Annotated in this window: 9 protein-coding genes, 1 tRNA gene and 2 pseudogenes; 9 read left to right on the forward strand and 3 right to left on the reverse strand. The window is 73.4% G+C overall.

Features of this window, described 5'->3' with window-relative positions; genetic code table 11:
- Positions 1-87: 87 nt before the first annotated feature.
- Positions 88-2,042: pseudogene (locus tag ACUJ8O_RS10535) on the forward strand (AMP-binding protein).
- 7 nt (positions 2,043-2,049) lie between these two features.
- Here the strand turns inward: ACUJ8O_RS10535 and ACUJ8O_RS10540 are convergent.
- Both ACUJ8O_RS10540 and ACUJ8O_RS10545 read right to left on the reverse strand, forming a co-directional pair.
- Entirely contained in the window at positions 2,050-4,023 is a 1,974-nt protein-coding gene (locus ACUJ8O_RS10540; protein ID WP_445373368.1) for a response regulator, read from the reverse strand.
- Positions 4,024-4,028: 5 nt separating this feature from the next.
- Positions 4,029-4,289, reverse strand: coding sequence for a hypothetical protein (locus tag ACUJ8O_RS10545; RefSeq protein ID WP_231119497.1), 261 nt, complete (start codon positions 4,287-4,289; stop codon positions 4,029-4,031).
- A 187-nt stretch (positions 4,290-4,476) separates the two neighbouring features.
- Here ACUJ8O_RS10545 and ACUJ8O_RS10550 point away from each other — a divergent pair.
- The 8 genes and pseudogenes from ACUJ8O_RS10550 (at position 4,477) to ACUJ8O_RS10585 (ending at position 12,638) form a co-directional block, all read left to right on the forward strand.
- Positions 4,477-5,891: pseudogene (locus ACUJ8O_RS10550) on the forward strand (cation:dicarboxylate symporter family transporter).
- A gap of 232 nt (positions 5,892-6,123) precedes the next feature.
- The gene (locus ACUJ8O_RS10555) at positions 6,124-6,993 is read left to right on the forward strand and encodes a ParA family protein (protein WP_371263965.1); all 870 of its coding nucleotides are present in this window, start codon (positions 6,124-6,126) and stop codon (positions 6,991-6,993) included.
- Positions 6,994-7,215: 222 nt separating this feature from the next.
- Positions 7,216-8,172, forward strand: coding sequence for a pseudouridine synthase (locus tag ACUJ8O_RS10560; RefSeq protein ID WP_095347578.1), 957 nt, complete (start codon positions 7,216-7,218; stop codon positions 8,170-8,172).
- Entirely contained in the window at positions 8,169-9,329 is a 1,161-nt protein-coding gene (locus tag ACUJ8O_RS10565; RefSeq protein ID WP_063189213.1) for a prephenate dehydrogenase, read from the forward strand. The genes ACUJ8O_RS10560 and ACUJ8O_RS10565 overlap by 4 nt, the downstream gene beginning before the upstream one ends.
- Position 9,330: 1 nt before the next feature.
- Positions 9,331-10,062, forward strand: a complete 732-nt coding sequence (cmk, locus tag ACUJ8O_RS10570; protein WP_135019493.1) for a (d)CMP kinase — start codon at positions 9,331-9,333, stop codon at positions 10,060-10,062.
- Positions 10,059-11,597 (forward strand): ribosome biogenesis GTPase Der, encoded by a 1,539-nt coding sequence (gene der, locus ACUJ8O_RS10575; protein WP_095347576.1) that lies wholly within the window; start codon positions 10,059-10,061, stop codon positions 11,595-11,597. Before cmk ends, der begins: the two co-directional genes overlap by 4 nt.
- Before the next feature lie 105 nt (positions 11,598-11,702).
- On the forward strand, positions 11,703-12,182 hold the full coding sequence (locus ACUJ8O_RS10580; RefSeq protein ID WP_044659889.1) for a hypothetical protein: 480 nt from the start codon (positions 11,703-11,705) through the stop codon (positions 12,180-12,182).
- A 379-nt stretch (positions 12,183-12,561) separates the two neighbouring features.
- Positions 12,562-12,638, forward strand: a tRNA-Pro gene (locus ACUJ8O_RS10585).
- A 271-nt stretch (positions 12,639-12,909) separates the two neighbouring features.
- On the opposite strand, the gene ACUJ8O_RS10590 is transcribed toward ACUJ8O_RS10585, so the two are convergent.
- Positions 12,910-13,156, reverse strand: a 247-nt coding sequence (locus ACUJ8O_RS10590) for an integrase core domain-containing protein (protein ID WP_445373366.1), incomplete at its 5' end; no start/stop codon positions are given.

A 13,156-nucleotide genomic window follows, 5' to 3' on the forward strand; every position in this document is an offset into this window, starting at 1 on the left:
GCCCGTGCGCCGGCACGCCTCAGTCGCAGCGCGAGAAATGTATACAGATCTCTTGCCGCGTGTGATCCACAGCACTACCCTGGGTCCATGGCGACCCACGATGCCCCCACCGAAGACCGCCCCTCCGGCGCGTACGCCGACGCCCATGCCCGCTCCCTCCGCGACCCCGAGGGTTCTGGCTCGAGGCGGCGCGCGCCATCGACTGGACCGTCGCGCCCACGCGCGCCCTCGACGACTCCGCCGCGCCCCTGTACCGCTGGTTCCCGGACGGCGAGCTGAACACCGCCTTCAACTGCCTGGACCGGCACGTCGAGGCGGGCCGCGGGGACGCCGTCGCGCTGATCCACGACTCCGCGATGACCGGCGAGGTCACCCGGTACACGTACGCCGAGCTCACGGACGCGGTGGCCCGTCTGGCCGGCGCCCTGGCCGCGCGCGGCGTCGGCAAGGGAGACCGCGTCCTCGTGTACCTGCCGATGATCCCGCAGGCCCACATCGCGATGCTGGCGTGCGCGCGGCTCGGCGCGGTGCACTCCGTGGTCTTCGGCGGCTTCGCCCCGCGCGAGCTCGCCTCCCGCATCGACGACGCCGCCCCCGACGTCGTGCTCACCTGCTCCGGCGGCATCGAGCCCAAGCGCCGGGTCGAGTACCTGCCCGCCGTGGCCGAGGCGCTCGAGACCGCCGCGCATCCCGTGCGCACGGTGCTGGTCCACCACCGCGAGGGCTTCGAGACCGCCCTCGCGGACACCGACGGGCGCGGGGGCGCGAGCTGGGAGGACTGGGGCGAGGCCGTCGCGGCCGCCGAGCCGGCCGACTGCGTCCCGGTGCAGGCCACCGACCCGCTGTACGTGCTGTACACCTCGGGCACCACGGGCAAGCCGAAGGGCGTCGTCCGGGACAACGGGGGCCACGCCGTCGCCCTGCGCTGGACCATGGAGCACATCTACGACGTCGGCCCGGGACAGGCGATGTGCACGGCCTCGGACGTGGGCTGGGTCGTGGGGCACTCCTACATCGTCTACGGCCCGCTCCTGGCCGGGGCCACCACGGTCATGTACGAGGGCAAGCCCGTGGGCACCCCCGACGCCGGCGCGTTCTGGCGGCTCATCGAGGACCACGGCGTGCGCTCCTTCTTCACGGCCCCCACGGCGCTGCGCGCGATCCGCCGCGCCGACCCCGAGGGCGAGCTGCTCCAGGCCCACGACCTGTCCTCCCTGCGGCACTTCTTCGCCGCGGGCGAGCGCCTGGACCCGGAGACGCAGCGGTGGATCGAGGGCCTGCTGGGCATGCCGGTGATCGACCACTGGTGGCAGACCGAGACCGGCTGGGCCATCGCGGCGAACCCGGCGGGCCTGGAGCAGCTGCCGGTGAAGATCGGGTCGTCCTCGGTGCCCTCGCCGGGCGTGGACCTCGTGGTCCTGGACGGCCTGGGCGAGCCCGTGCCCGCCGGGACCGAGGGCAACATCGCCCTGCGGCTGCCGCTGCCCCCGGGCACCCTGCCCACCCTGTGGCGCGACGACCAGCGCTACATCGACTCCTACCTCAGCGCGTTCCCCGGCCATTACGCGACCGGTGACCCCGGCATCGTGGACGAGGACGGCTACGTGTTCGTGCTCGGCCGCACCGACGACGTCATCAACGTCTCCGGGCACCGGCTGTCCACGGGCGTCCTCGAGGCCGCCCTGGCCTCCCACCCGGCGGTGGCCGAATGCGCCGTGATCGGCGTCGCGGACCCGCTCAAGGGTCAGCGGCCCTCGGGCTACGTGGTCCTCAAGTCCGGCGTCGAGACGCCCGAGCCCGGCTCCGAGGCCGAGGCCGCGCTCCTGGACGAGCCGCGTCAGGCGGTGCGCCGCGAGGTGGGCCCGGTGGCGGACTTCCGCGACGTCGTCGTGGTGGACGCGCTGCCCAAGACCCGCTCGGGCAAGATCCTGCGCAAGACCATGCGGCAGATGGCCGACGGCGAGGAGTACGCGGTGCCCTCGACCATCGAGGACCCCGCCGTGCTCGAGGCCCTGGCCGGGGTGCTGCGCCCGGCCCGCTGAGCCCCGCTCACGTGCGGCCGGCCCAGCGGTACTCCTGCTCGGGCCGGCCGCGGCCGCCGTGCCGGGCCGAGCGCCGCACCCGGCGGATCCGCTCGAGGTGCTCGAGGTAGCGCCGGGCCGTCACGCGGGAGATGCCCAGGCGCTCGCCCACCTCGGCCGCGCTCAGGGCGGTCTCCGGGTCCGCCCCCAGCAGGTCCATCACCTCGCGCAGGGTGCCCTCGGTCAGCCCCTTGGGCAGGGCCTCGGCGCGTCGCTCGCGGGAGACGCGGAAGACGGCGTCCACCTGCTCCTGGCCGTCGAGGGCGCCGTCGCCGGCCAGCATCGCCGAGGCGGCGCGGAACCCGCCCAGCCGGTCCGCGAACTCGTCGAACCCGAACGGCTTCACGAGGTACTGCGTCACCCCGTACGCGACGGCGCGGCGCACCACCGGCAGGTCGGTGGCCGCGGTGAGCGCCAGCACCCCGCCGTGGAAGCCGGCCGCGCGCAGTTGGTGCAGGAAGTCCAGGCCGTGCCCGTCCGGCAGGTTCATGTCCAGCAGCACGACGTCGAACGGGAAGCGCCCGTCCGCGTGCAGGCCCGCCGCGGCGACCTGCCGCGCGGCCAACAGGGAGCCGGCCACCGCGGCCACCTCGAAGCCCGGCAGCCGGTCCAGGTGCGCCACGTAGGTCTCGGCCGTCAGCTGCTCGTCCTCGACGACGAGCACCCGGTACGGGCGGGCGGTCATATCTCCTCCTGGGGTCGGGGGGTGCGGGGCACCTCGACGGTGAACACGGTGCCCGAGTCGGTCGCGACGTCCGCGACCCCGCCGGCCTCCTCCGCGATCCGCCGCGTCAGCCACAGCCCCATGCCGCGTCCGGCGGCGCCGACGGGCTTCGTCGACCAGCCCCGGTCGAAGAGTCGGCCGCGGTCCGCGTCGGAGGGTCCGGGGCCGCCGTCGGCCACCTTGCACGAGCAGGCCCGCGGCGTCCGAGACCACCTCGACGTCGACCCACCGGTCTGCCGCGGACAGGTCGGGTGCGGCGGCCGCGTCGAGGGCGTTGTCCACCAGGTTGCCCAGCGCGGTCAGCAGGGCGGCGAGGACGTCGTCGGAGGCCTCCTCGTCCGCGGCGCGTCGGGACAGCACGGCGCGGGCCGCCTCCAACCGGCCCGACTCGACGAGGGCGAGGGCGGTGTGCAGCTGGTTGGCGTGCTCGTGCGTCTGCGCGCGCAGCGCCGTGGTCAGGGTGTGGGCCACGGTGAGCTCGTCGCCGAGCCGCTGCAGGTCGGTGCGGTCGTGCAGGACGAGCACGCGCGATCCCGAAGGGGCGGTGGTCACGCCCTCGCGGGCGGCCGCGGCGAGGGCCGTCGGCGGGACCGATCCGCCGGGGTCGGAGCGGCCGGGAGCCCGCACGACACGCTGCTGCACCACGAGGACCCGCCCGCCGACGGCGAGGCTCGCCGCGCCGCCGACCGCGCCCGGCAGGGCCGCGGAGAGCTCGGTGGGCAGTCGAGGCTCGCCCGCGCCCTCCCAGCCGAGCAGGCGCGCGGCGGCGTCGTTGTGCAGGCGGACCCGCCCGTCCGGGGCGAGGACCACGACGCCGGCCTCGAGCGAGTCCATGGCCGTCTCCGCCAGCAGGAACTGCTCGGCGATCTGCTCGGGGCCGGGTCCGAGCGTCACCCGGTTCAGATACCGGCCCACGAGCCAGGCGACGAGCAGGCCGACGGCGGCCACGGCGGCCGAGCCCAGCAGGATGCCGGGGATCTGCGCCTCGGCCAGGATGGTGACGTCGGAGATCTGCACGCCCATCGTGACCACGCCCAGGACGGTGCCGTCCTCCGGGTCGACGACCGGCGCGAGCGCACGCATCGACCGGCCCGCGGCACCGGTGCTCGAGAGCTCCACGACGGTGTCCCCGGCCACGACGGCGTCCACCGGCTTCGGGTAGCGGACACCGACCTGCTCGGGGCGCCAGCTCGCCAACCGCATCCCGTCCGGATCCATCACGGTCAGCCACGAGACCTGCGCCTCGGCGATCCAGCCGTCGATCCCGGCCTGCAGGGCGGGGCGTCACCGGCCCGCAGGGCCGAGACGAGCGCGGGGTCGCGCGCCACGAGGGTGGTGACTCCCTGGACGTGGCGCTCCTCGACGCGCAGGGCCACCTCGCGGGCCTGGAGGTAGGCGCTCCACACGCTGAACAGGGCGATGGCCGCCACGAGCGCCACGTGGACCACGGCGATCCGCCGGGCGATCGACCACGGGTGGCGCATGCCTCTCCTCCCTCGGGCCGGCGACGCGCCGGTCCGCCCCCACGATCCTGCAGTCCGCCGGCCGCCGTGACCACTATGACCGCAATCGTGACCGACGCCACCCCGGCCCGCGAGAGTGGTCACATCCCTCCCGCGCCGCTGCGGACCGCTCGGCGGCGCCCCACCACCGCACAGAACGGAACGCCCCATGGCGCACACCCCACCGGCCGAGACCTCGGCCCCGCCGGCCCCGGCGGAAAAGAAGGACCGCACCCACTGGCTGTACATCGCCGTGATCGCCTCGGTGGTGCTGGGCGCCGCCGTCGGCCTGCTCTTCCCCGAGTTCGGCAAGTCCCTCAAGCCCCTGGGCGACGGCTTCGTCTCCCTCATCAAGATGATGATCGGCCCGGTCATCTTCTGCACGATCGCCCTCGGCGTCGGCTCGATCGCCAAGGCCGCGACCGTCGGCCGCGTGGGCGGCATCGCCCTGGTCTACTTCATGGCGATGTCCACGTTCGCGCTGGCCGTCGGCCTCGTCGTCGGCAACCTCATCCACCCCGGTGAGGGCCTCAAGCTGACGCCCTACGACCCGAACAAGCCCCAGGCCGCGGCGGACGGCACCGTCCAGTTCCTGCTGGACATCATCCCCGGCTCCCTGCCGGTGCTGCCCACCCTGTTCGTCGCCCTGCTCGTGGGCTTCGCCCTGCAGCAGATGGGCCCGGCCGGCGCCCCGCTGCTGCGTGGTCTCACGCTGATCCAGGGCGTCGTGTTCCGCATCCTCATGATGGTGATGTGGGCGCCCCGATCGGCGCCTTCGGTGCGATCGCCGCCGTCGTCGGCTCCACGGGCTGGTCCGCGATCGGCGCCATGGCGCTGCTCATGAGCGCCTTCTACCTGACCTGCATCGCCTTCATCGTGGTGGTGCTCGGCACCATCCTGAAGGTCGTGACCGGCCTGAGCATCCTGTCCCTCATGAAGTACCTGGGCCGGGAGTACCTGCTCATCTTCGCCACCAGCTCCTCCGAGACCGCCCTGCCCCGCCTGATCGCCAAGATGGAGCACGCCGGCGTGGACAAGTCCGTCGTGGGCGTGACCGTGCCCACCGGCTACTCCTTCAACCTGGACGGCACCGCCATCTACCTGACCATGGCCGCGCTCTTCGTCTCCAACGCGATGGGCGCGGAGATGAACCTCGGCGAGCAGATCGGCCTGCTGGTCTTCATGATCATCGCCTCGAAGGGCGCGGCCGGCGTCACCGGCGCGGGCATGGCCACGCTCGCCGCCGGCCTGGAGGCGCACCGACCCGAGCTGCTCGGAGGCATGGGCGTGATCGTGGGCATCGACAAGTTCATGTCCGAGGCCCGCGCCCTGACCAACTTCACCGGCAACGCCGTGGCCACGCTCCTCATCGGCCGCTGGGTGGGCGAGCTCGACGGCGAGCGCGCCCGGCGCGTTCTCAGCGGCGAGCTGAAGTTCGACGAGGCGACCGTGGCCGGCCATGGCGGCGCCGCGCACGACCCGCAGCAGTCCCCGACGATCGCCGAGCAGGCCTACGAGGGTCACCCCGACTCCAGCCTGAACTTCGCCATGGCCGCCGACGGCGACCGGAACCCCGCCCGCTGACGGAGGCGGCGGGCCCGCGCGGCACGCCGCACCGTCGACCACCGGCGACGCCGGGGACGAGCCTGGACACCGGCCCGTCCCCGGCGTCGCCGTCGTCCTGGGAACGCCAGGCACTAGGGTGGGGGAAGATCCGGACACGCCGACGACGGCGGCCGCGGCGCGCCGCGGCCCGCGGCCGGGCGTGCAGACCACCGTGGAAGGAGCCGGCGCCGCCGTGACCTCGAGAGAACCGATCCCCGTGACGACCATCCACGGCGAGCCCGTGCTCGGGCCCACCGGCCGGCCCAAGCACGACTTCCCCGAGCCCGCGCCCCTGACCTCGCACGGCCCGGCGCGGATCATCTCGATGGTGAACCAGAAGGGCGGCGTCGGGAAGACGACCTCCACCATCAACCTGGGCGCCGCGCTCGCGGGCTACGGCCGCAGGGTGCTCATGGTGGACTTCGACCCGCAGGGCGCCCTCTCGGCCGGCCTGGGCGCGAACCCGCACGAGCTCGACACCACGGTGTACAACGTGCTCATGGAACGGTCGGTGACCGCGAAGGACGCGATCCTGTCCACGGACTTCGAGAACATGGACCTGCTGCCGGCCAACATCGACCTGTCCGCGGCCGAGGTGCAGCTCGTCAACGAGGTGGCCCGCGAGCAGGTCCTCGAGCGTGCGCTGCGCCAGGTCCGCGACGACTACGACGTGGTCCTCATCGACTGCCAGCCCTCGCTGGGCCTGCTGACCGTCAACGCGCTGACCGCCTCGCACGGCGTGATCATCCCGCTGACCGCCGAGTTCTTCGCGCTGCGCGCGGTCGCCCTGCTCGTCGAGACGATCGAGAAGGTGCAGGACCGGCTCAACCCGGACCTGGAGATCGACGGCGTGCTGGCCACGATGTTCGACCAGCGGACCCTGCACTCCAAGGAGGTCGTGGGCTCGCTGGTGGCCGGCTTCGGGGACCGCGTGTTCGAGACCGTCATCAAGCGGTCCATCAAGTTCGCCGACGCCACGGTGGCGGCCACGCCCATCACCCTGTTCGCCGAGAACCACGACGGCGCCAAGGCCTACCGGCAGCTCGCCCGCGAGCTGATCTGCCGCGGCGGCGCGCCGTGACCGTCCGCTGAGCGCCGACGACGCCGGCCCGGTCCCGTCGCGGGACCGGGCCGGTTCTCTGCGCGCTCGCGGCCGGGGGAGCGGTGGCCGGGAGACGCGACGCCGTCGATCTGCGAGAATGGAGCCGGGCGTGTCCGTCTCCGGGCCGTCCCTCACCCCCTGACCCGTCCGCCGCCGGCCCGACCGGCGCCGTTGACGCGCACCCGAAAGGACGCCCTCCCCATGAACTCCCGCAAGCCGCGAGGCTCCGGACGCACCCCCGCCGTCGGTCGACGGGGCGGCCCGTTCCAGGAGCGCGATTTCCAGCGACAGATCGGTGCCCGCCGCGGCGCCGCCGCCCCCCGTGAGGAGGCCCCCTTCGACGAGGACGCCGTGCCGCGCACCCGCGGCCGCCGCGGCCGCGGCGCCGGCGCCGCCCGGGCCAAGGCCGCCCACCTCGACCGCATCCACGACGAGTCGGGCGAGCGCCTGCAGAAGGTGCTGGCCGCGGCGGGTGTGGCGTCCCGGCGCGTGAGCGAGGACCTCATCGCGGAGGGCCGCGTGGAGGTGGACGGCGTCGTCGTCACCGAGCCCGGCGTGCGCGTGGACCCGGCCCGGGCCGTGATCCGGGTGGACGGCATCTCCGTGCAGACGGACGTGACCAAGCAGTACTTCGTCTTCAACAAGCCCCGCGGCGTGATCTCCACGATGGTGGACCCGGAGGGCCGGCCCTCGATCGCCACCTACCTCAAGCCCGGGCAGGAGCACCTGTTCCACGTGGGCCGTCTGGACAACGAGACCGAGGGCCTGCTCATCCTCACCAACGACGGTGAGCTGGCCAACCGCCTCACCCACCCCAGCTACGAGGTCCCCAAGACCTACGTCGTGCAGACCCGCGGCCCGCTGGCCAAGGGCGTCTCCAACCGGCTGCGCGAGGGCGTGGAACTGGAGGACGGCGTGGCGCAGGTCGACTCGTTCAAGCTCGTCGACTCGACGCCGGGCCACGTGCTCGTCGAGGTCGTGCTGCACTCGGGCAAGAACCGCATCGTGCGTCGCATGTTCCAGGAGATCGGCCACCCGGTCGAGCGGCTCGTCCGCGTCAAGGTGGGCCCCATCCTGCTGGGCGACCAGAAGCAGGGCACCGTCCGCGCACTCAACGCGCAGGAGCTGGGCCACGTCAAGGCCCTGGTCGGCCTGTGAGCGCGCCCGCCGAGTCCGCCGCCAAGCTCGGTGACGGCCCGGCCGGGATCCCGCAGCCCGTGCTCGTCCGGGGGACCGGTCTGCTGGGCGCCTCGATCGGCATCGGGCTGAGCGCGGCCGGTGTGGACGTGCGCCTGCACGACCCCTCGCCCGCCGCCCTGGCCGTGGCCGCGGACATCCGCGCCGGACGCCCCGCCCGCCTGGACGCCGAGGGCGACGACCTCGACGTCGCCCCGGGACTCGTCGTCGTGGCCGCGCCGCCGGACGTGACCGCCGACGTCGTGGTCGACTCGCTGCGCCGCTGGCCCGCGGCCGTGGTGGTGGACATCGCCTCGGTGAAGGAGGCGGTCGCCGCGGGCGTGCGCGCTGCCGTCGACGACGGCCGCCTGGCCCCGCAGGACGCCGACCGGTACCTCGGGACGCACCCGATGGCCGGCTCCGAGCGGTCCGGTCCCGTGGCGGCCCGCGGCACCCTGTTCACGCAGGCGCCGTGGGTGCTGTGCCCGACGGACACGACGCACCCGGGCGCCCTCGCGGCCGGTCGGGCGCTCGCGCTGACGCTGCAGGCCACCCCGTACCGGATGGCGGCCCGCGCCCACGACGAATCGGTCGCGCTGATCTCGCACCTGCCGCAGATCGCCGCCTCGCTCGTGGCCTCCCGCCTGCAGGACACCCCGGACCAGGCGCTCGCCCTGGCCGGCAACGGGCTGCGGGACACCACCCGGATCGCAGCGTCGGACCCGCAGCTGTGGGTGCAGATCCTCTCCGGCAACGCCGGGCGGATCGTGCCGGCGCTGCACGGGCTGCGGGCGGACCTGGACCGGCTGATCCGCACCCTGGAGGACCCCTCCGCCCCCGGGGCGCGGCTGGACATGGCGCAGCTGATCGCCGAGGGCAACGCCGGTCGGGCACGGGTGCCCGGCAAGCACGGGGCGCCGCCGCAGGCGTTCGCGGTGGTCACGGTGATCGTGGACGACGCCCCCGGGCAGATCGCGGCCCTCCTCGACGAGGTCGGCCGCACGGACGTGAACGTGGAGGACCTGCGGCTCGAGCACGCCTCGGGCCACCGGGTCGGCATGGTGGAGATCTCCGTGCTGCCCGGCCGCAGGGACGAACTCGTGGCGGCGCTGACCGCCGCCGGATGGAAGGTGGTCTGAGATGACCGAGCACACCCGCGACGACGTCGCACCCGCGCCGCTCGTGGTGGCGGTGGACGGCCCCTCGGGCTCGGGCAAGTCGTCCGTGTCCAAGGCCGTGGCCCGGCGTCTCGGCGCCGCGTACCTGGACACCGGCGCCATGTACCGCGCCGTGGCGTGGCACTGCCTGAACGAGGGCGTCGACCTGACCGATGCGGAGGCCGTGGCGGCGGCCGCCGTCGCCATGGACCTGGACCAGTCCACCGACCCGGACGTCGAGGCCGTGCGGGTCGGCGGCACGGACGTCACCGAGGCGATCCGCGGCCCCGAGGTCACGGACACGGTCTCCACCGTCGCCGTGGTCATCCCGGTGCGCGAGGAGCTGCACCGTCGCCAGCGGGCGGCGATCGCCGCCGCGGGCCGGATGGTCGCCGAGGGCCGCGACATCACCACGGTGGTGGCCCCGGACGCCCACGCGCGCGTGCTGCTCACGGCCTCCGAGGCCGTGCGCACCGCCCGGCGCTCGGGCCAGCTGGCCGCGGCGGGGGAGACCGGCGTCGACGCCGGCACGCTGCACCGCCAGGTGGCCGGGCGCGACGCCCGCGACGCCACCGTGTCCACGTTCGACCGCCCCGCCGACGGGGTGGCGCTCGTGGACTCCACCGAGCTCGACTTCGAGCAGACCGTGGCGGCCGTCCTGGCCGCCGTCGAGGACCAGGCCGGCATCCCGGCCGTGAAGGGAGGCCGACGATGACCGAGAACCCCCAGCACCGCTCCGGTGAGGACGAGTTCGTCCCCGCCGGCGACGACCAGGTGGCCGAGCGGCTCGCCGCCATGACCGAGGAGGAGGCCGAGGCGCGTGCCGCATCGTTGCGCGCGGGCCTGGCCGACTACGAGCTCGAGGAGGACGACGCCGCCCTCCTCGACGCGTGGCAGCTCGGGCCCGACGAGGACGTCGACGCGCCCGTGCCGCCCGTGCTGGCCATCGTGGGCCGGCCGAACGTCGGCAAGTCCACGCTCGTCAACCGCATCATCGGCCGCCGTGAGGCCGTGGTGGAGGACGTGCCCGGCGTGACGCGCGACCGCGTCTCCTACGACGCCGAGTGGAACGGCCGCGAGTTCACCGTGGTGGACACCGGCGGCTGGGAGCACGACGCCAAGGGCATCCACCGTCGCGTGGCCGAGCAGGCCGAGCTGGCCGTGGACGTGGCGGACGCCGTCGTGTTCGTGGTGGACGCCACCGTCGGCATGACGGCCACGGACGAGGCCGTGGTCTCGATGCTGCGTCGCAAGGACCGCCCGGTGATCGTGGCCGCCAACAAGGTGGACGACATGGTCCAGGAGGCCGACGCCGCCACCCTGTGGTCGCTCGGCTTCGGCTACCCGTACCCGGTGTCCGCGGTGCACGGCCGCGGCGTCGCGGACCTGTTGGACGCCGCGCTCGAGGCACTGCCGGAGGAGTCCGCCCACGGCGGTCTCGTGCCGCGCGGCGGCCCGCGCCGGATCGCCCTCGTGGGCCGGCCGAACGTGGGCAAGTCCTCGCTGCTGAACAAGCTGGCCGGCTCGGACCGCGTGGTGGTGGACGACCTGGCCGGCACCACGCGCGACCCCGTGGACGAGCTCGTGGAGCTCGGCGGACGGCTGTGGCGCTTCGTGGACACCGCCGGCATCCGTCGACGGCAGCACATGGCCCACGGCGCCGACTACTACGCCTCGCTGCGCACGGCCTCCGCCCTGGACCGCGCCGAGGTGGCCGTGGTGCTGCTCGAGGCGCCGCAGGTGATCTCGGAGCAGGACGTGCGCATCCTCCAGATGGTGCTGGACTCCGGTCGCGCCCTCGTGATCGCGTTCAACAAGTGGGACCAGGTGGATGAGGATCGGCGGCTCCAGCTGGCCAAGGAGATCGAGCGGGACCTGGCGCACGTCGCGTGGGCGCCGCGCGTGAACATCTCCGCGAAGACCGGCTGGCACAAGGACCGTCTCGTCCCCGCGCTGGACCTCGCCCTGGACTCATGGGACACCCGCATCCCCACGGGCAAGCTCAACGCGTTCCTCGGCGAGCTCGTGGCGGCCCACCCGCACCCGCTGCGCGGCGGCAAGCAGCCCCGCATCCTGTTCGCGACCCAGGTCTCGAGCCGGCCGCCCAAGTTCGTGCTGTTCACCACCGGGTTCCTGGACCCCGGCTACCGCCGGTTCATCGTGCGCCGCCTGCGCGAGACGTTCGGGTTCGAGGGCACGCCCCTCGAGATCGGCATGCGCGTGCGCGAGAAGCGCGGCCGCCGCCGCTGATCCGGCACCGCCCGCGACGACGTCCCTCGGCCACCCGCGCCGGGGGACGTCGTCGTCCCGGCAAGCTCCCACCGTTCGTCCACCTTCGCCTCGTAGCCTGAGGGCATGAGCCTCATCCGACGTCGCCCCGCCGCCCTGTCCCTGGCCACCCTGGCCGCGCTCGCGCTGGCCGCATCCGGCTGTGCGGTCGACGACGGCGAGACCCGGGCCGCGCTGCAGAGCGCGGAGGACCGGCTCGCCCAGGCCGAGGACCGGATCAGCGAGCTGGAGGCGGACGCCTCGGACCGCGTGGACCTGGGGCAGCTGCGCCAGGAGGCCGAGGGCGCCCTCGCAGAGGCGGACCAGCGCGCCGCCGAGGTCGTCGAGGACCTGACGCGATCCCTGCCCTCCGGTTCGGACATCGTCGACGTCGAGGCGCTCCGGGAGGACGGAAAGGTGGTCATCGAGTACGGCCAGTCTTTGCTCGATGCCGATCCCCAGGTCCTCGAGGACACGATGCGGGAGGCGGCGGAGCGGGCGCGCAACGCCATCCCGGACCTGAAGGATGTCGAATTCCGCGTGGGGGACCGGACCTTCACGTACTGATCCTGCGACGGGGATCCGTGAGCCCCCCCGACACGCCTCTTCGACCCGCCCGGAACGGCGGATCGGAGCGGCTCGACGTGTTACGCTTCACCCGTGCACGACTGCACCCTCAGTCATGAGAGGGTTCGTGCAGACCGCCAGGCCCACCGGTACGCCGGGGCCGCGGTCGCTGGGGGACTCTCGGTCGGGTGGCCCTCGGTCAAGGGATGAGGGGTTCACGTCTGTGAAGAGGACGTGGGCCCCTTGTTCACGTTTCGGGGGTGTCGCGCGGTTTGCCCCTGACAACGACGACCTGGCAGGCCCGCTTCCGATTCGCGCCCGGCGGTGCCGGTGGGGTATGCTCATCGGGTGCCGAAGCGCGGATGACCGCGATTCGCCACGGGCTATGGCGCAGCTTGGTAGCGCGCTTGACTGGGGGTCAAGAGGTCGTGGGTTCAAATCCCGCTAGCCCGACCACGTTCCCACGGGTCAGAGTCCGCATCTGACGAGGGAAAATGGAATGAGGCCCAGGTACTCCCTCGAGGGGAGCGCCTGGGCCTCTTTCCGTGCCTGACATATTCCTTAGCACAAACTGATCGAGACAGACCCTACGGTTCGGCGTTCGGCTCGACTTATATCCCCGGGAATTCAGAACTTCCTCAGTGGCCGAGCGGCTCGATCCAAAATCGATCTCGTCGGTGACCAGAGCGTAGGCCCTGAAGCCCCCTGGGTCTGATGGAGACTCGCGCTATTTGATTCCGACCAGCTGTTCGCGGCCGGCTTCGACAGCATAGAACGTGTCCTCGAACTCGGCGGGTGGGACGTCGCCGAGGTAGCCGTGGAGGCGTTGCGTGTTGTGCCAGGACACCCACCCGAGGGTCGCGAGCTCGAGGTCCTCGACCGTCCGCCAGGGACCTGGCCGTGCGGGTCCGCGGACGTGCTCGGCCTTGTAATAGCCGTTCACGGTCTCGGCCAGGGCGTTGTCATAGCTGTCC

It is taken from the genome of Micrococcus sp. EWR3.9.1 (assembly GCF_052615555.1).

Excerpts from the sequence above, each read along its gene's own strand:
- ACUJ8O_RS10560 (WP_095347578.1), top strand. The coding sequence starts at position 7,216 with ATGAACTCCCGCAAGCCGCGAGGCTCCGGACGCACCCCCGCCGTCGGT.
- der (WP_095347576.1), top strand. The coding sequence starts at position 10,059 with ATGACCGAGAACCCCCAGCACCGCTCCGGTGAGGACGAGTTCGTCCCC.
- cmk (WP_135019493.1), top strand. The coding sequence starts at position 9,331 with ATGACCGAGCACACCCGCGACGACGTCGCACCCGCGCCGCTCGTGGTG.
- ACUJ8O_RS10545 (WP_231119497.1), bottom strand. The coding sequence starts at position 4,289 with ATGCGCCACCCGTGGTCGATCGCCCGGCGGATCGCCGTGGTCCACGTG.
- ACUJ8O_RS10540 (WP_445373368.1), bottom strand. The coding sequence starts at position 4,023 with ATGGATCCGGACGGGATGCGGTTGGCGAGCTGGCGCCCCGAGCAGGTC.
- ACUJ8O_RS10580 (WP_044659889.1), top strand. The coding sequence starts at position 11,703 with ATGAGCCTCATCCGACGTCGCCCCGCCGCCCTGTCCCTGGCCACCCTG.